The organism is Zoogloea sp. (genome assembly GCF_041904905.1).
Classification (GTDB): Bacteria; Pseudomonadota; Gammaproteobacteria; order Burkholderiales; family Rhodocyclaceae; genus Zoogloea.
Genome location: NZ_JAYRMI010000023.1, coordinates 38,113 through 53,937 on the forward strand (window position 1 = coordinate 38,113; position 15,825 = coordinate 53,937).

The window sequence follows — 15,825 nt, forward strand, 5'->3', positions numbered from 1 at the left end:
GCCGGGCAAGGGGGCAGTCCATGAAGCTCATCGTGCTTGACCGGGACGGCGTCATCAACTTCGACTCCGACCAGTTCATCAAGTCGCCGGACGAGTGGCGGCCGATCCCCGGCTCGCTCGAGGCCATCGCGCGGCTCAACGAATCCGGCTGGCGGGTGGTGGTCGCCTCCAACCAGTCGGGGGTCGGGCGCGGGCTGTTCGACATGGACACCCTCAATGCCATCAACGAAAAGATGACCAAGTCGCTCGCCCAGGCGGGCGGGCGGCTGGACGCCATCTTTTTCTGCCCCCACGCCGCGGATTCCACCTGCGACTGCCGCAAGCCCAAGCCGGGCATGTTCCAGCAGATCGCCGAGCGCTTCAACGTGGACATGCGCGGCGTGCCGGTAGTGGGCGACAGCCTGCGCGACCTGCAGGCCGGCGTCGCGGTGGGCTGCACGCCGTTTCTGGTGCTCACCGGCAAGGGTGTCAAGACCCAGGCCGACCCGGCCCTGCCGCCCGGCACCCAGATCTTCCCCGACCTGGCGGCCGTGGCCGCGCAGCTCACCGTCTGACTGGAAACCCCTCCGTGGTCCTGATCCGCAACCTGTTGTTCATGCTCGCCCTGGGCATCTTCACCCCGCTCTACGCCCTCATCGGCATGTGCACCTTCCCCTTCCCGCCCCAGGTGCGCCACAAGCTCATCCGGGGCTGGGCGCGGATCATGATCTGGGTCATCAAGCACGTGCTGGGCATCCCGTACCGGCTCGAAGGCGCGGCCAACATTCCCGAAGGGCCGGCCATCGTGCTCTCCAAGCACATGTCCGCGTGGGAGACCATCATGCTGCAGGATGTCTTTCCGCCGATGGTCTTCGTGATGAAGCGCGAGCTCCACAAGGTGCCCTTTTTCGGCTGGGGCATCTCCCAGATGCCGATGATCGCCATCGACCGGGCCGCCGGCAAGGACGCCCTCAACCAGGTGGTCGAACAGGGGAGCGACCGTCTGAAGCAGGGCTTCTGGGTCACCGTCTTCCCCGAAGGCACCCGGGTGGCGCCCGGCACCACCAAGCGCTACAAGCCGGGCGGCGCCTGGCTCGCCCGGGCCACCGGCACGCCGGTGGTGCCCGTGGCGCACAACGCCGGCGAGTTCTGGCCGCGCAACGCCTTCTTCAAGCGCCCCGGCGAGGTGGTGGTGAGCGTCGGCCCGGTGATCGACACCCACGGGCTCACCGTGGACGAGATCAACGCCAAAGCCGAGGCCTGGATCGAGGCCGAGATGCGCCGGCTGTTCCCGTCCCATTACCCGCGCGGCGGCAAGGGTCAGGAGCCGGCCAGGGCGTGACCGCGCCGGCTGTCGAATCCCGCGAGATCCTCCTCGACGGGCTGCGGGTTGCCTACACCCTGCGGCGCAGCGTCCGCAAGACATTGGGGCTGCGCATCGATCACCGGGGGCTTACGGTGGGCGTGCCGCTCAGGGTGGGGCTGCGGGAGGCCGAAGCCTTCATCCGCAGTCACGCCGCGTGGGTCGTCGAAAAACTCCAGCAGCGCCCGGTGCCCGAGGCCCGTGCGGCCTTCGAGGCCGTGGATGGGGCGGCGGTGCCTTTTCTGGGCGAAGTCTGGCGGCTCTCCGTCGGGCGCGGCAACAACCGGGTGCTGTGGCGCGAGATCGGCCCGGAGCGGGTGCTGGAGCTTGCGCTGCGCAGCGGCGGCGATGCCCGCCGGCTGTTGCTGCGGGAGCTGCAGCAACGGGGGCTCGATCTGTTCAGGAACCGGGTCGAGGAGTTCTGCCTGCGCCTGGGACGGCCGGTGCCGCCGGTGGCGCTCTCGAACGCCCGCACCCGCTGGGGCAGCTGCAGCAGCCGCAGCGGCATCCGCCTGCACTGGCGGCTGGTGCATCTGCCGCTGCCGATCATCGACTACGTGGTGGCCCACGAGGTGGCGCATCTGGTGGAAATGAACCACTCGCCGCGCTTCTGGTCGGTGGTTGAGTCGCTCTATCCCGATCACGTCGCGGCCCGCAAGGCTTTACGCCGGGCGGCGGCGGATCTTCCCCATCTCTGATTTCCAGGAAAATACCATGCGTCTGCTGCACACCATGCTCCGCGTCGTGGACCTCGAGCGGTCCATCGCCTTCTATACCGACGTGCTCGGGATGCGCCTCTTGCGGCGCAGGGATTACCCGGAGGGCAAGTTCACCCTGGCCTTCGTGGGCTATCAGGACGAATCCGAGGGGGCGGTGCTGGAGCTTACCCACAACTGGGGCGTCGAGTCCTACGAGTTGGGCACGGCCTACGGCCACATCGCGCTGGAGGTGCCCGACGCCTACGCGGCCTGTGAGGCGATCAAGGCTCGCGGCGGGAGGGTGGTGCGCGAGGCGGGCCCGATGAAGCACGGCACCACGGTGATCGCCTTCGTCGAAGACCCGGACGGCTACAAGGTGGAGCTGATCCAGGCGAAGGCCTGAGCGACCGCGCCGGCCCCGCTGCGGCCGGGGCTCAGGCGGCCGATCCGGTGAAGGTGTGCCGCAGGGCGGCCAGTTCGGTGCGGAGGGTTTCGAGGGCGTCTGGCGCGTCGGTCATCCGCTTCTCGCGGCCGATGCGTTCGAGCTGCAGGGCGCTGGCCTGGGCGCGGCCGGCGTAGAAGTTGGACACCGCGCCCTTCAGGGCGTGGGCGGCGTTGTGCAGGGCCTCTGCGTCGCCTTCGATTACCGCGGCCTCGATCTCGGCAAACAGCCGGGGTTCGTCTTCGATGTACATCCCGATGAGCTGCTCCAGGAGCTGCTCGTCGCCGCCCAGGTTGAACAGCACCTTCTGGCGCTCGAACACCGGGCCGCTGATGGTGGTGGGCTCGCTCGGGGGCGGCGGGGCCGGGTCGCCCCGGCCGGTGTGCTGGATGAGCACGTCCACCAGGTCGGGGGCGTGCACGGGCTTGGAGAGGTAGCCGTCCATCCCGGCGGCGAGGCAGCGCTCCCGGTCGCCTTTCATGGCGTGGGCGGTCATGGCCACGATGGGGGTGCGGGGAACGCCGCTGGCTTCCCGTTCGCGGATCCGGGCGGTGGCTTCAAAGCCGCCCAGAATGGGCATCTGGACGTCCATCAGCACCAGGTCGTAGCGGTTGCGGGCATGCAGGTCCAGGGCCTCCTGGCCGTTGCCGGCCACGTCGGCCTGATGGCCGAGCTTGCCCAGCAGGCGCAGGGCGAGGGTCTGGTTCACCACGTTGTCTTCGGCCAGCAGGATGCGCAGCTGGCGTTTCTGCTCGCGCAGGCTGTGGCGGGTGATGAGGGGCGAGCGGTCGCTGGCGGTGCCGGCGTCTTCGATGGGGACGACCGACAGGAGGATGGCGTTGAGCAGGTCGGATGCCATGATGGGCATCGGCAGGTAGGCCGAGATGCCCATCTCGCGGCAGCGGGCGCCGTCGCCGCGGCGACCTTCGCCGGCCAGCATGACGATGCAGGGCGGCGGGGTGGCGGCGGAGAGGATGGCTTCGGCGAGGTCGAAGCCTTCGATGTCGGGGAGCTGGGTGCTGATGACCACCACCTTGAAGGGCTTGCCGTCGGCGCTGGCCCGGCTTTGCTCGCGCAGGGCGCTGCCGGCGTCGGAGACGGTGACCGGCTTCATGCGCCACTGGCCGAGGAGTTCGTCGAGCATCGCCCGTTCGCCGGGGTGATCCACCGCGACCAGCACCGGCAGGCCTTCGAGGTGGGCCTGCTCGTCGAGCACCGGGGTGGCGTGGCCGGCGTCGAAACGGGCGGTGAAGCGGAAGGTGCTGCCTTCGCCCGGGGTGCTGGCGACGCCGATGCGCCCGCCCATCGCCTGGACGAGCTGGGCGCTGATGGTGAGCCCGAGCCCGGTGCCGCCGTAGCGGCGGGTGGTGGAGGTGTCGGCCTGGGAGAAGGCTTCGAAGATCAGGCTCTGCTTTTCGGCGGGGATGCCGACGCCGGTGTCGACCACGCTGAAGGCGAGTTCGATCTGGCGCGGATTGCCGTTGGCCGCGTCGGCGCCGGGTTCGACGAGGACGCGCACTTCGCCGCGGTCGGTGAATTTGATGCCGTTGGCGATGAGGTTGATGAGCACCTGGCGCAGCCGGTGGGGGTCGCCCACCAGGTTGTCGGGCACGCTGGGGGCGACCTGGGCGGTGAGGCGCAGGGCCTTTTCGTCGGCGCGCTGCTGGAGGGTGCGCACGGCGAGGCCGACGCAGTCGCGCAGGCTGAAGTCGATGTGCTCGAAATCGAGCTTGCCGGCTTCGATCTTCGAGAAGTCGAGGATGTCGTTGATGATGCCCAGGAGCGAGTTGGCGGAGGTCTTGACGAGGTTCAGGTATTCCCGCTGTTCGTCGTCCAGGCGGGTGTCGAGGGTGAGGTCGGTCATGCCGATGATGGCGTTCATCGGCGTGCGGATCTCGTGGCTCATGTTGGCGAGGAAGTCGCTCTTGGAGCGGCTGGTGGCTTCGGCGACGTCGCGGGCCTGGCGCATGGCGGCTTCGGCGGCCTTGCGTTCGCCGATGTCGCGTACGTAGGCGGTGATGAGCTGGCGGCCGCCGCTGGTGACGGCCACCAGGGCCACTTCGGCGGGGAATTCGACGCTGCCGTGCTCGGTGCGGCGCACGGCGATGGCTTCGGTGCGCTGGGCGAGGGTGCCGTCGCGGGTGTTGGCCAGCAGGTCGAGGAGGGCCTGGGTCTGGGCGTCGCGGATGCGCTCGGGGAAGAGCAGGGTGACGGCGCGCCGGCCGATGGCGTCCCGGGCGGGGATGCCGAAGGTGCGTTCGGCGGCGGGGTTGAATTCGATGATGGCCCGGTGCTCGTCGATGGTGACGATGCTGTCGAGGGAGGCCTGGGCGATCGCCCGGTTGCGCGATTCGCTGGCGGCCAGGGCCGACTGGCCTTCGTGCAGGCGCACCGAGGTGCGGTTGAGGGCGTCGACCAGCTGGCGCACTTCGGCCACCGGGCTGTCTTCGTCGAGGGTCTGGCCGTGGGCGGTCTCGAGGGTTTCGGCAAAGCCGGTGGCGCGGGCCAGGCTGCGCAGGGGCGGGCGCAGGACGTGGCGGATGACGAGGGTGCCGGCGATCAGGGTGACGATGGCGGCGATCAGGCTGTCGACGATGATGTGGTGCAGGTTGTCGCCGGCCACCGGGGCTACCTCGATGCGCAGCCAGCCCAGCGGGGCGTCGCCGCCGATGCCGGCCCAGGCCACGAAGTGGGTGGAGCCGTTGCCGGTGGCGCCCTGGGCGGCGCGGCGGGCGCTGTCGGGGAGCGGGATGGGGGTGTCGCCGGGGGGCTCGACGGCGATCTGCGCACGCTCGCCGCGCCGGGCGACGCTGGCGAGGGGCACGCCCTGGCGGTCGGTGACGGTGGCGCGGCGGATGTGGGGGTTGTCGTCGAGCTTGAGGAGGTGGCGGGTGGCGCTGGCGGTGTTGCCGCTGGCGAGGTCGGGTTCGAGGGCGGCGGCGAGGGCGTGGGTCAGCTCGTCGGCGTGCTGGCGCTCCAGGCGCTCGATGAACTCCACCTGCTCGTCGCCCACATACACGGTGTACACCCCGAGGGAGAGGGTGAGCAGCGCGGCGAACAGGGCGGTGAGCTGTTGCCGGAGGGTGCCGAGGCCGGCGCGCTGCGCCAGGCGGTGGAGGCTGTCTTTCATTCGTCTTTGAACCGCTCGCGGATGTCGAGGATCTCGGGGATCAGGCCCAGGAAGGCGTCGACGCAGACGGGGTCGAAGTGATTGCCCCGGCCTTCGCGGATGAACTCGAAGGCGGCGTCGAGGGTCCAGGCGGGCTTGTAGGGGCGGGGCGAGGTGAGGGCGTCGAAGACGTCGGCGACGGCGACGATCCGCCCGACCAGGGGAATGGCCTCGCCGGCCTTGCCGTCGGGGTAGCCGCTGCCGTCGAACTTCTCGTGGTGGGTGAGGGCGATCTCGGCGGCCATCTGGATCATCGGCGACGAGGAGCCCTTGAGGATGTCGTGGCCGATGCGGGGGTGCTGGCGCATGATCGTCAGCTCGTCGGGGGTGAGCCGGCCGGGTTTGAGCAGGATGTTGTCGGGGGTGCCGACCTTGCCGATGTCGTGCATCGGCGCGGCGGTGAGGATGCGCTCGCAGGTTTCGGTGTCGAGCCCCAGGGCCCGGGCGATGAGCCGGGAGTAGTGGGCCATCCGCAGGATGTGGGCGCCAGTTTCGGGGTCGCGGAACTCGGCGGCCCGGGCCAGCCGGGTGATGGTCTCCTGTTCGCGGGCGACGATCTCGGCGGTCTTGAGGACGACCGCGCTGCGCAGGTCGTCGTTCCAGGTGCGCAGGCGCTGGTGGCTGGCGCGCAGGGCGAGCATGGTGCGCACGCGGGGGTCGAACTCGTGGCGGTCGATGGGCTTGGTGAGGAAGTCGTTGGCGCCGGCGGTGAGGCTCTCGTAGCGCACTTCCTTCTCGTGGGCCGCGGTGACCATCAGGATCGGGACGGTGTCGGCGGGGTAGAGCTTGCGGACGGTCTGGATGAATTCGACGCCGTTGAGGTCCGGCATCATGTAGTCGACGATGACCAGGTCGGGCTCGTTGCCGCTGCACCACTGCAGGCCTTCGAGCGGCGAGCTGAAGGTGACGATCTCGGTGTCCGGCGGCGTGAGCTTGCGGACGAGGGCCTGAATCAGGGTGAGGTTGAGGGGTGTGTCGTCGACGATGGCAATGGCCATGGAAACTCCCGGAAGGCCGGCGCAAGCCGCGACCGGCCTCAGATTATCGGCCCGAAGTCCTCGAAATTGAGCGCCGGGATGGGGCCCGGGGCGGTGTCGATCCGGTCCTCGCTTCGGGCGGGGGCGGTCTGCGGCAGGGTGAGGATGAAGCGCGTTCCGGCGCCGGGCGAGCTGTGCACGGTAATGCGCCCGCCCAGCACCTGGGTGACGAGATTGTAAACGATATGCAATCCGAGACCGGTGCCGCCGCGCCCGAGGCGCGTCGTGAAGAAGGGGTCGAAGATGCGCCGCTGATCGGCCAGGGGGATGCCGCGACCGTCGTCGGCGAATTCGATCTGGAGGGTGGCGCCGTCGAGGATGCGCGGGGTGACGACGATGCTGCCCCGGGGGCGTCCGTCGAAGGCGTGCAGGAGGGCGTTGGCGATGAGGTTGGTGAAGATCTGCCCGAGGGGGCCGGGGAAGCTGTCCAGGGTGAAGGGGCCGGCTTCATTGACCTGGAGGGTGACGTTGCCGTTCTTGAACATCGGGCTGAGGGTGATCGCCATCTCCCGCAGCACTTCGTTCAGTTCGAAGCGCCGGCGTTGTTCGCTGGTTTGGTCCACCGCCACCTGCTTGAAGCTGCGCACCAGCTCTTCGGCCCGCAGCAGGCTGCGCATCAGCAGGTCGACGGCCTGGCGGGCGCCGTGGGTGAAGCGGTCGAATTCGGCGCGGCGCAGCTTGCCGCCGCTGTAGGCGGCAATGAGGTCGTCGGTGCGGGCGGCGAGGGTGGTGGCCACGGTGACGCTGTTGCCGATGGGGGTGTTCAGTTCGTGGGCGATGCCGGCGACGAGGGAGCCCAGCGCCGCCATCTTCTCGCTGCGGATCAGCTCTTCCTGGGTCTGGTGGAGGATGCCGAGGGCCTTGGTGAGTTCGGCGGTGCGGTTGGCGACGCGCCGTTCGAGGCCCTGGTTGAGGTCTTCGATGTGGGCCTGGATGCGGCGCAGCTCGGAGATGTCCACCATCGACCACAGCGCGCAGTCTTCGTCGCCCACCCGCAGGCGGCGGGCGGAGATCAGGCAGCTGGCGACGCCCGGGCGGTCGAGCGGGCGCAGCCGGACTTCGTGCTGCTCGACCACGTCGCTGCTGGCGAAGGTGGCGTAGAGGGCGTCGTAGTCCCGGGGGTCGATCCAGCAGCCGAACTCACCGCTGGTGCGGGACAGGATGGTCTCGCGGCTGCAGCCGAAGAGGCGCTCCCAGGCCGGGTTGGCGTCGAGGTAGCTGCGGTCGCGGATGCGGGTGAGGGCCAGCGCGATGGGGGCGGAGGTGAAGATGGTGGTGAACTTGTTCTGGCTGTCGTGCAGGCTGGCGACGGCGGCCTTCTGGTCGGTCACGTCGCGGATGATGCAGATCAGGCAGGTCTGGCCGGCGATGTCCACGGTGGAGGCGTTGACCAGGCAGTCCCGGTGGCTGCCGCCGGCGGTGCCCAGGGTGCACTGGAAGTCGCGCAGCACGGCGTGCTCGCCCAGCAGTTCGACGATGGCGACGCGCTCTTCGGGGTAGGGCCACAGGCCCAGCTCGTGGGCGGTGCGGCCGAGGGCGGCGTCGGGCTGCCAGCCGGTGAGGCCGACGAAGGCCGGGTTGACCGCCAGCACCTTGCCGTCGGCGAGGCGGCTGAGGGTGATCGCCTCGGGGCTGGAGTGGAAGGCGGTGGAGAACATGACCTCCGAGATGCGCTGGGCTTCGGCGGCGTCCTGGCGGGCTTTCTCGAGGCGGCGCTGGGGGGTGATGTCCTGGCACACGGTGAGCATGCAGGCTTGCCCGTCGATGCGCAGGGTGCGGGCGCGCAGCAGGGTTTCGAGGGGCGCGCCGGCCTGGGTGACGAGCATCACGGGGCGGTCCACCACGTCGCGTCCGGCCAGCAGTTCGGCGCGGATCGCGGCGCGGTCGGCCGGGCTGTGCCAGATGCCCAGATCGGTGCAGCTGTGGCCGACGCTCTGCTCGCGGCTGTAGCCGAGGGCGGCGCTCCAGTTGTCGTTGACGTCGACGAGCAGGTCGTCGTCCAGGGTGGACAGGGCCACCATTTCAGGCAGGAAGCGGAAGAGGGCGGTGAAGCCGGCGTGGGCGGGGTCGAGGGGCGGTGTGGCAGGCGGTGGCATGACGTTTCAGCGCAGGGCGCGGACCAGGTCGGCCATGGTTCCGAAGCCGACGTCGTAGAAGTGCTGGAGCAGCGGGGCCAGGTGATTGAGGGCAAGGATGAGCACCCCGAAGCCGACCGTCAAGGTGATCGGGAAGCCGATGGCGAACAGGTTGAGCTGGGGGGCGGCGCGGGTGAGGATGCCGAGCGCGATGTTGGTGATGAGCAGCGCGGTGACGATGGGCAGCGCCATCAGCAGGCCGGTGGAGAACACGCTGGCGCCAAAGCGCGCCAGCAGCAGCCAGCCGCCCTTGTGGGGCGGGGTGGCGGAGATGGGCAGCCATTCGAAGCTGTGGGCGAGGGCGTCGACCATCAGCAGGTGGCCGTTGAGGGCCAGGAAGATGAGGGTGGCCATGAGGATCAGGAACTCGCCGACCACGCCCGTCTGGCCGCCGGCGATGGGGTCGAAGAAGGTGGCGAAGGACAGGCCCATCTGCAGGCTGACGATCTCGCCCATCACGTCGAGGGCCGCGAACACCACCCGCAGCACGAGGCCCATCGCCACGCCGATCAGGGTTTCGAGGGCCAGGGTGAGCAGCCCTTGCCAGGAGCCCAGCGAGATGGGCGGCGCGGGCGGCAGGGCCGGGGCGATGCCGATGGCGATCGCCAGCCCCACCACCAGCTTGATCCGCCGCGGGATGCCGTTGTTGGAGAACACCGGGGCCATGCCGACCAGCCCGAGGATGCGGGCCAGCGGGAAGGCGAGCAGGGCGAGCCAGGCGTCGAGCTGGGCGCTGGTGACCGACAGCATGGGCGCTACCCGATCATCGCGGGGATGTTCTCGAACAGGCGGCGGATGAAGTCGGTCATCATGGTGATCATCCACGGCCCGGCCACCACCAGGGTGATGAAGGTGGCGATGAGCTTGGGCACGAAGGACAGGGTCTGCTCGTTGATCTGGGTGGCGGCCTGGAAGATGGAGACGACCAGGCCGGTGACCAGCGCGGCGATGAACAGCGGCGCCGACACCAGCAGGGTGAGTTCGAGGGCCTGACGGCCAAGGTCGATGACGGTGGTGGGCGTCATGGCGGGTTCCTTCCGGGGGCTATCCGAAGCTCTGCACCAGCGAGCCGATCAGCAGGTTCCAGCCATCCACCAGCACGAAGAGCATGATCTTGAACGGCAGGGCGACGATGGCCGGGCTCATCATCATCATCCCCATCGACATCAGCACCGAGGCGACCACCATGTCGATGATGAGGAAGGGGATGAAGACGATGAAGCCGATCTGGAAGGCGGTCTTGAGTTCGGAGGTGACGAAGGCGGGGATCACCACGCGCATCGGCAGCGCTTCGGCTTTTTCGACGCGCGGCGTCTTGGCGAGCTTGGAGAAGAGGTTGAGGTCGGGTTCGCGGATCTGCTTGAGCATGAAGGCCTTGACCGGCACGGTGGCGCGGTCGAGGGCTTCGTTGAAGGTGATGCGGTTTTCCGACAGGGGCTGCCAGGCGTCGGTGTAAACCTTGTCGGCCACCGGCGCCATGATGAAGAAGGTGAGGAACAGCGAGAGCCCGACGATCACCTGGTTGGGGGGCGAGGTCTGGGTGCCCATCGCGTGGCGCAGCAGCGACATCACGATGATGATCCGGGTGAAGCTGGTCATCATCAGCACGACGGCCGGCAGGAAGCTCAGGGAGGTGAGCAGCAGCAGGGTCTGGATCGACAGGCTGTACTGGGTGCCGCCGCCGCCCGCGGGCGACGTGGTGAGGGCCGGCATGGCCTGGGCCAGCACCGGCAGGGGCAGCATCAGCAGCAGCGGCGCCAGACGCCGGAGGGGGGAGGCGGTTTTCATCGGGGGCGGCGCTCCAGCGTCTGTTTGAGCCAGGCCTGGAAGTCGGCGCCGCCGGCGGCCGATGCCGGGGCGTCGCCGGCGGTGGGCAGGTCGAGGGCGTCGAGGGTGCAGAGCGGGGTGACCCGGCCGGGGGCGACGCCCAGCACCAGCACCTTGTCGGCCACCTCCACCAGCACCACCCGCTCCCGCGGGCCGACCGCCGCCGCGCCGCGCACCTTCACCAGCCCGGCCTTGCCGGCCTGGCCGGCGCCCAGGCGCTTGAGCAGGTGCAGGCTGCCGATCAGGAGGCCGACGATGAGGGCGAGCCCCAGCAGCATCTGCACGACGCTGCCCGCCACCTCCGGGCTGCCGTCGGCGGGCAGGGCGGGGCTGGAGAGCAGCAGCATGGCGGTGGGCAGAACAGGTCGCATGGCGGTGGGGGAGAATCCGGAGGCATTCCGGGGGGAGCCTGCGGGGGAGCATAGCGCCGGGCGACGGCAGGCCATGGGGCGATAAGGCGGGCAAAACGGCACTTTTTCATGCTTTCGGCTTTTGCCTGCTGAACTGCCTCGGGCGCCTATACTCAAAACGCACGGAGCGCCCGGTTGCGGCCGGGTGGCTCGGGAAGACGGCAGACCCAACAGAGTGGAGGTGCGATCATGTTGCTGTGGCATCGTGACAGCCAGCTCGCGGCTGGCGTGGCAGACGGGGGGGCGCTGGGCGCGGCCATGTCCGGCTATGAGGAGAAGCGCCAGCGGGCGCTGAAGATTCTCGGGGAGCGCTGGCTGCTCCACCGGGCCAACGCGCCGGATCGCCGGCCGGCCAGTTCGGTGCTGGGCCGGGGGCGCAGCGGCGTGCTCTGATCCAGCTCTTGAAGCGATACAGCCCCGCGGTATTTTGCCGCGGGGCTGTATCGTATTGCGGCGCCGCTCAGGCCCGCAGTTTGCGAATGCGTTCGGCGGGCGTGATGATGTCGGTGAGGCGGATGCCGAACTTGTCGTTCACCACCACCACCTCGCCCTGGGCGATCAGGGTGCCGTTGACCAGCACGTCCATCGGCTCGCCGGCGAGGCCGTCCAGTTCGACCACCGAGCCGTGGGCGAGCTGCAGCAGGTTGCGGATGGCGATCTTGGTGCGTCCCAGCTCCACGGTGAGCTGCACCGGGATGTCCAGGATCATGTCGTAGTCGTTGATCGAGCCGCTCTTGGCGCCGGCCTGGCCGAAGTCGGGGAAGAGCTGGCTGGCGGGCTTGGCCTGGAAGGGGGATTCCTCGCCGAGGGCGGGCTCCGCGGGGTCGGTGAGGCCCTCCGCGGCGGCCTGCTCCTGCATGGCGGCGGCCCAGTCGTCGTCGCTGATCTGGTTGTCGTCGGGGGTATCGGTTTCTGACATGGCTTACTCCTGGCCGCTGGCCGGGGTTTCGTCTTCCTGGGCGAGGAAGCGTTCGATCTTGAGCGCGTACTGGCCGCGCTGCACGCCGTAGCGGCATTCCACGAAGGGGATGCCGTCCACCTCGGCCTGCACGGTCTCGGGGATGTTGAGGGGGATCACGTCGCCCGGCTTCATGTTGACGATGTCGCCGAGGGTGACCTTGGCGGTGCCCAGGCGGGCCACCAGGGTGACTTCGGCGCTCTGCAGCTGCTTGCCCATCATGCTCACCCAGCGGTTGTCCTGGGTGATGTGGTCGCTCTGCATCGTCGAGTAGAGCGTCTCGCGGATCGGCTCGAGCATCGAGTAGGGGAAGCAGAAGTGCATCTCTGCCTGGGAGCCGCCGAACTCCAGCGTGAACGACGAGGCCACCACCACTTCGGCGGGGGTGGCGATGTTGGCGAACTGGGGGTTCATCTCCGAGCGGACGTACTCGAACTCCAGCTTCTGCACCGGCGCCCAGGCCTTGGCGTATTCGTCGAAGGTGACCTTGAGCAGGCCCTGGATGATGCGCTGCTCGGTGAGGGTGAAGTCGCGGCCCTCGACGCGGGTATGGAAGCGCCCGTCGCCGCCGAACAGGTTGTCCACCACCAGGAACACCAGGTTGGGGTCGAGCACGATCAGCGCGGTGCCGCGCAGGGGCTTGGCGGTGAACAGGTTGAGGTTGGTGGGCACCACCAGGTTGCGGACGAACTCGCTGAACTTCTGCACCTTGATCGGGCCGACCGAGACCTCCACGTTGCGGTGCATGTAGTTGAACAGCCCGATCCGCAGGTAGCGGGCGAAGCGCTCGTTGATGAGTTCCATCGTGGGCATGCGCCCACGGACGATACGTTCCTGGGTGGCGAGGTTGTACGGCCGGATGCCGTCGCCGCTCTCCTCGCCCCCGACCTGCTCGTCGGACTCCCCGGTGACGCCCTTGAGCAGGGCGTCGACCTCTTCCTGGGAGAGAAAGTCCTGAGCCATGGTGGTGTGTCCCGCTTACTGCACGATGAACTGGTTGAACAGCACGGCCAGCACCGGGCCGTCGTCCTCGGGGCGGCTGCGCTTGTTCTTCTTCTTGGGGTTGGGGGCGTAGCCGAGCACGTCGTTGGCCTCCTCCTTGATCTCGTCGGCGAGTTCCTCGCGGCCTTCGGTGGTGGCCAGGTCGGACGGCTTCTTGGACGAGAGCAGCATGATGACCCGGTGCTTGAGTTCGGGCATGTAGAGCTTGAGGGAGTCGCCGACCTTGGGGTCTGCCACCCGCAGCACCATCGTGGCCTGCAGGAAGTGCTCGCCCTCTTCCGGCGCGAGGTTGACGGTGAACTGTTCGAGCTGCACGAAGACCGGCGGCTTGGAGGGGTCGACCTTGACCTTGGGCGGCTCGTGGTGGGCCGGCTCTTCCTCCTCTTCGCCTTCGGCGTGCTTCTTCTTGCCCAGCAGCATGAAGGCTGCGCCGCCCGCGATCGCCAGGATCAGGACGGCAACGATGATGATGATGAGCTTCTTCTTGCCTCCCTTGGCGGGGGCTTCCCCTTCGGCGGCTTCCGCCTTGGCCGGTGCTTTCGACATGCTGGATTTCTCCTTATCTCAGTGCATTGTTATCCAACGTGTCCGCCGGCCAAGCCAGAAAAAGGGGCAGAAGCGCCCGTCAATTTGTGGCCTGTCAGGCGAACGTATCCACCAATCCTTCCGCGCGGCGCTGCCAGGGGCCGCTGGCGCTGCCGCCCACGACCGCTTCGCCACCCCCGCGGGAGGGGTTGAAGCGATGATCGCCCCGGCGCCCTTCGCCGGAGCCGCCGGGCTGGCCCGAGGTGCCCACGTCGGTCTGGCCCAGGTTGATGCCGCTTTGCGCCAGCACCTCCCGCAGGCGGGGCAGGCTTTGCTCGATCAGCTCGCGGGCGGCCGGCGTGGCGGCGACGATCTGGGCGCTGGTCTGCTCGCCGCTGACGGTGATCGACACCTCCACCTTGCCCAGTTGGGGCGGGGTGAGGGTGAGTTCGGCGTGGCTCTCCGACTGGCCGACCATCCACGTCACCCGGTTGCCCACCTCGTCCGGCCAGCCGGGGGTGCCGGCGGGGGTGGCGACGTGCAGGGGCACCGGGCTGGAGGCCGGCTGAGGGCTCTCGCCGCGCAGGTTGGCCAGGGCCGCCGCGTGGATCGCCGCGAAGTTGTTGGTGGGGGCGGCGGCCAGCGCGTCGGCGCCGGTGTCGCGGCCCGGTCGGGCGCCGATGGCGTCGCCGACGCCGGGCTCGGGGAGCGGCGGCTTGCCGCTGCCGGCGGATTCGGTGTCGACGCCGGCCTGGGCGGCAGGGCGGCCGGCAAGATTTGCCGCATCGGCGGCCGGATCGGTCGGGCCGCGGGTGATGTTGCCGCTGGCGTCGCCCATGCCCAGGTTTGCCGACGGCGCGATGGCAGCGCTGCCGGATGCCGGCTCGGGCGCCTGGGGCTCGCGTGCGGGCCCGGCCGGCTGTGCGGCACCCGCGGCGGTGGCAGCCAGCAGGGCTGCCAGATCGGGCGGCACGGGGGGCTGGGCCGGCTGGCTGTCGTCGCCTGGCTGGGCCGCCTCGTCGCTGGCGGCGGTGGCCCGGGCGTCGGCGTTCGCGGCCTCGTCGGGGGTGCGCTCGCCCTGCATCTGACGTTTCAGTTCGGTGGCGAAGCCCTGCTCGGGCGCATCCGGCGCGCCGGCTTCGGCGGCGGCGTCGGGGCGCGGGCTGCCGGCGTTCTTGGCGGCGGCGACAGGGGCGGAGGTGGCGATCGGGTTCAGGGCCGGTCCGGGCATGATGTTGAGTCCTGGTGAGGATGCAGACCCACGTCATCCAGCAAGCCACGTGCCAGGGCGGCGCCCGGGCGGATCACTCCTCGTCGGTGCGATCCCGGAATTGCTTGGCGGCGTGTTCGTCGGTGAGCCGCTGCTCCTGCTTGGCTTCCTTGCGGGCCTGCTCGCTGTGGTGGCGGTGCGACAGGGTGTCGAAGGCCTTCACCTTGTTGCGCTGGTCCACCCAGGCTTGCTGGCCTTGCTCGGTGCGCTGCCGGGAGTCGGAGACGAGGCGCTGCTGCTGGGCGATCGCGTCATCGAGCTTGCCGAGGAAGGCGCTGAAGTTGCGCCAGGCGTCGGGGCCGATGCCGTTGCGGGCCGCTTCCACGAAGCGGGCCTGGTATTCCTTGCGATAGTCCACCAGCAGGGCGAGCTTCTCCTCCACGGCGTGTTCGCTCGCGATGAGTTCGCCCAGCTTGCGCGCGGCGTCGTCCATGCGGCTGTTCGCCAGATCCAGCAGAGGTTGCAGCGGGAAGCGCTCAGTCATCTTCACGTTCCTCCGGCGTTATCGGGCGGGGGACGGGAATCTTTAGGGGCGGGGTGAGATCGCCTTGTGGGCGCCGGCGGGGGGCTGGGTGGGTCATGGCGTGGCTCCGAACAGGGCGTGGAGCTTCTCGACGGCGGATTCGTAGGGCTCGCTCTCGTCGATGCGCTGCTGCAGGTAGGCTTCGAGCCGCGGGTACATGGCCACCGCCTGGTCGAGCACCGGGTCGGAGCCGGCGTGGTAGGCGCCCACGGCGATCAGGTCGCGGGAGCGCTGGTAGCGGGAGAACAGCTGCTTGAAGCGCCGCACCATGTCGAAGTGCTGGCTCTTGACCAGGTTGTGCATGGCGCGGGAGATCGACTGTTCGATGTCGATGGCGGGGTAGTGGCCCTGATCGGCGAGGTTGCGCGACAGCACGATGTGGCCGTCGAGGATCGCCCGGGCGGAGTCGGCCACCGGGTCTTGCTGGTCGTCGCCTTCGGCCAGCACGGTGTAGAAGGCGGTGATCGAGCCGCCGCCGTCCGGCCCG

The 15,825-nt window shown here is 69.3% G+C and carries 17 protein-coding genes and 1 pseudogene; 5 read left to right on the forward strand and 13 right to left on the reverse strand.

Features of this window, described 5'->3' with window-relative positions; genetic code table 11:
- Nucleotides 1–20: 20 nt before the first annotated feature.
- Genes gmhB through gloA form a run of 4 tightly spaced genes read left to right on the forward strand, consistent with a single transcriptional unit; the run spans nucleotide 21 to nucleotide 2,443 of the window.
- Nucleotides 21–554 carry a D-glycero-beta-D-manno-heptose 1,7-bisphosphate 7-phosphatase gene (gene gmhB, locus ACE3N6_RS08755; protein WP_374244833.1) on the forward strand — a complete coding sequence of 178 codons (534 nt, stop codon included), beginning with the start codon at nucleotides 21–23 and terminating at the stop codon, nucleotides 552–554.
- 14 nt (nucleotides 555–568) lie between these two features.
- Complete coding sequence (locus ACE3N6_RS08760) at nucleotides 569–1,321, forward strand: lysophospholipid acyltransferase family protein (RefSeq protein WP_374244835.1); 753 nt, start codon at nucleotides 569–571, stop codon at nucleotides 1,319–1,321.
- The gene (locus ACE3N6_RS08765; RefSeq protein ID WP_374244837.1) at nucleotides 1,318–2,040 is read left to right on the forward strand and encodes a M48 family metallopeptidase; all 723 of its coding nucleotides are present in this window, start codon (nucleotides 1,318–1,320) and stop codon (nucleotides 2,038–2,040) included. The genes ACE3N6_RS08760 and ACE3N6_RS08765 overlap by 4 nt, the downstream gene beginning before the upstream one ends.
- 16 nt (nucleotides 2,041–2,056) lie before the next feature.
- On the forward strand, nucleotides 2,057–2,443 hold the full coding sequence (gene gloA, locus ACE3N6_RS08770) for a lactoylglutathione lyase (protein WP_374244839.1): 387 nt from the start codon (nucleotides 2,057–2,059) through the stop codon (nucleotides 2,441–2,443).
- 31 nt (nucleotides 2,444–2,474) lie between these two features.
- On the opposite strand, the gene ACE3N6_RS08775 is transcribed toward gloA, so the two are convergent.
- From ACE3N6_RS08775 to fliO, 7 genes are read right to left on the reverse strand one after another with little or no spacing between them, the layout of a single operon-like run.
- Complete coding sequence (locus ACE3N6_RS08775; protein ID WP_374244841.1) at nucleotides 2,475–5,612, reverse strand: response regulator; 3,138 nt, start codon at nucleotides 5,610–5,612, stop codon at nucleotides 2,475–2,477.
- Nucleotides 5,609–6,649, reverse strand: a complete 1,041-nt coding sequence (locus tag ACE3N6_RS08780) for an HD domain-containing phosphohydrolase (protein WP_374244843.1) — start codon at nucleotides 6,647–6,649, stop codon at nucleotides 5,609–5,611. Before ACE3N6_RS08780 ends, ACE3N6_RS08775 begins: the two co-directional genes overlap by 4 nt.
- Before the next feature lie 38 nt (nucleotides 6,650–6,687).
- The gene (locus ACE3N6_RS08785) at nucleotides 6,688–8,784 is read right to left on the reverse strand and encodes a PAS domain S-box protein (protein ID WP_374244845.1); all 2,097 of its coding nucleotides are present in this window, start codon (nucleotides 8,782–8,784) and stop codon (nucleotides 6,688–6,690) included.
- A 6-nt stretch (nucleotides 8,785–8,790) separates the two neighbouring features.
- Nucleotides 8,791–9,573, reverse strand: coding sequence for a flagellar biosynthetic protein FliR (gene fliR, locus ACE3N6_RS08790; protein ID WP_374244847.1), 783 nt, complete (start codon nucleotides 9,571–9,573; stop codon nucleotides 8,791–8,793).
- A 5-nt stretch (nucleotides 9,574–9,578) separates the two neighbouring features.
- A complete protein-coding gene (gene fliQ, locus ACE3N6_RS08795) occupies nucleotides 9,579–9,848 on the reverse strand; it encodes a flagellar biosynthesis protein FliQ (protein WP_153162450.1) in 270 nt (89 codons plus the stop codon).
- A gap of 19 nt (nucleotides 9,849–9,867) precedes the next feature.
- Nucleotides 9,868–10,611: a flagellar type III secretion system pore protein FliP gene (fliP, locus tag ACE3N6_RS08800; protein WP_374244850.1), complete on the reverse strand. Its 744-nt coding sequence runs from the start codon at nucleotides 10,609–10,611 to the stop codon at nucleotides 9,868–9,870.
- The gene (fliO, locus tag ACE3N6_RS08805) at nucleotides 10,608–11,021 is read right to left on the reverse strand and encodes a flagellar biosynthetic protein FliO (protein WP_374244852.1); all 414 of its coding nucleotides are present in this window, start codon (nucleotides 11,019–11,021) and stop codon (nucleotides 10,608–10,610) included. Before fliO ends, fliP begins: the two co-directional genes overlap by 4 nt.
- Nucleotides 11,022–11,249: 228 nt before the next feature.
- Here fliO and ACE3N6_RS08810 point away from each other — a divergent pair, with 228 nt between their 5' ends.
- The gene (locus tag ACE3N6_RS08810) at nucleotides 11,250–11,453 is read left to right on the forward strand and encodes a hypothetical protein (protein ID WP_374244854.1); all 204 of its coding nucleotides are present in this window, start codon (nucleotides 11,250–11,252) and stop codon (nucleotides 11,451–11,453) included.
- A gap of 67 nt (nucleotides 11,454–11,520) precedes the next feature.
- On the opposite strand, the gene fliN is transcribed toward ACE3N6_RS08810, so the two are convergent.
- The 6 genes and pseudogenes from fliN to ACE3N6_RS08840 all read right to left on the reverse strand — a co-directional run.
- Nucleotides 11,521–11,979 (reverse strand): flagellar motor switch protein FliN, encoded by a 459-nt coding sequence (gene fliN / locus ACE3N6_RS08815; RefSeq protein WP_374244856.1) that lies wholly within the window; start codon nucleotides 11,977–11,979, stop codon nucleotides 11,521–11,523.
- Between the two features lie 3 nt (nucleotides 11,980–11,982).
- The gene (fliM, locus tag ACE3N6_RS08820) at nucleotides 11,983–12,981 is read right to left on the reverse strand and encodes a flagellar motor switch protein FliM (RefSeq protein WP_374244858.1); all 999 of its coding nucleotides are present in this window, start codon (nucleotides 12,979–12,981) and stop codon (nucleotides 11,983–11,985) included.
- Between the two features lie 15 nt (nucleotides 12,982–12,996).
- The gene (gene fliL / locus ACE3N6_RS08825; protein WP_374244860.1) at nucleotides 12,997–13,566 is read right to left on the reverse strand and encodes a flagellar basal body-associated protein FliL; all 570 of its coding nucleotides are present in this window, start codon (nucleotides 13,564–13,566) and stop codon (nucleotides 12,997–12,999) included.
- Nucleotides 13,567–13,660: 94 nt separating this feature from the next.
- Nucleotides 13,661–14,776 carry a flagellar hook-length control protein FliK gene (locus ACE3N6_RS08830; RefSeq protein ID WP_374244862.1) on the reverse strand — a complete coding sequence of 372 codons (1,116 nt, stop codon included), beginning with the start codon at nucleotides 14,774–14,776 and terminating at the stop codon, nucleotides 13,661–13,663.
- 73 nt (nucleotides 14,777–14,849) lie between these two features.
- Complete coding sequence (fliJ, locus tag ACE3N6_RS08835) at nucleotides 14,850–15,299, reverse strand: flagellar export protein FliJ (protein WP_374244864.1); 450 nt, start codon at nucleotides 15,297–15,299, stop codon at nucleotides 14,850–14,852.
- Nucleotides 15,300–15,392: 93 nt separating this feature from the next.
- Nucleotides 15,393–15,825: pseudogene (locus tag ACE3N6_RS08840) on the reverse strand (flagellum-specific ATP synthase FliI); the annotation flags it as partial.

Coding starts and splice junctions, on each gene's coding strand:
- fliO (WP_374244852.1), bottom strand. CDS start 11,021: ATGCGACCTGTTCTGCCCACCGCCATGCTGCTGCTCTCCAGCCCCGCC.
- fliQ (WP_153162450.1), bottom strand. CDS start 9,848: ATGACGCCCACCACCGTCATCGACCTTGGCCGTCAGGCCCTCGAACTC.
- ACE3N6_RS08780 (WP_374244843.1), bottom strand. CDS start 6,649: ATGGCCATTGCCATCGTCGACGACACACCCCTCAACCTCACCCTGATT.
- ACE3N6_RS08775 (WP_374244841.1), bottom strand. CDS start 5,612: ATGAAAGACAGCCTCCACCGCCTGGCGCAGCGCGCCGGCCTCGGCACC.
- fliL (WP_374244860.1), bottom strand. CDS start 13,566: ATGTCGAAAGCACCGGCCAAGGCGGAAGCCGCCGAAGGGGAAGCCCCC.
- ACE3N6_RS08810 (WP_374244854.1), top strand. CDS start 11,250: ATGTTGCTGTGGCATCGTGACAGCCAGCTCGCGGCTGGCGTGGCAGAC.
- gloA (WP_374244839.1), top strand. CDS start 2,057: ATGCGTCTGCTGCACACCATGCTCCGCGTCGTGGACCTCGAGCGGTCC.
- fliN (WP_374244856.1), bottom strand. CDS start 11,979: ATGTCAGAAACCGATACCCCCGACGACAACCAGATCAGCGACGACGAC.
- fliJ (WP_374244864.1), bottom strand. CDS start 15,299: ATGACTGAGCGCTTCCCGCTGCAACCTCTGCTGGATCTGGCGAACAGC.
- gmhB (WP_374244833.1), top strand. CDS start 21: ATGAAGCTCATCGTGCTTGACCGGGACGGCGTCATCAACTTCGACTCC.
- ACE3N6_RS08830 (WP_374244862.1), bottom strand. CDS start 14,776: ATGCCCGGACCGGCCCTGAACCCGATCGCCACCTCCGCCCCTGTCGCC.
- fliR (WP_374244847.1), bottom strand. CDS start 9,573: ATGCTGTCGGTCACCAGCGCCCAGCTCGACGCCTGGCTCGCCCTGCTC.
- fliM (WP_374244858.1), bottom strand. CDS start 12,981: ATGGCTCAGGACTTTCTCTCCCAGGAAGAGGTCGACGCCCTGCTCAAG.
- ACE3N6_RS08785 (WP_374244845.1), bottom strand. CDS start 8,784: ATGCCACCGCCTGCCACACCGCCCCTCGACCCCGCCCACGCCGGCTTC.
- fliP (WP_374244850.1), bottom strand. CDS start 10,611: ATGAAAACCGCCTCCCCCCTCCGGCGTCTGGCGCCGCTGCTGCTGATG.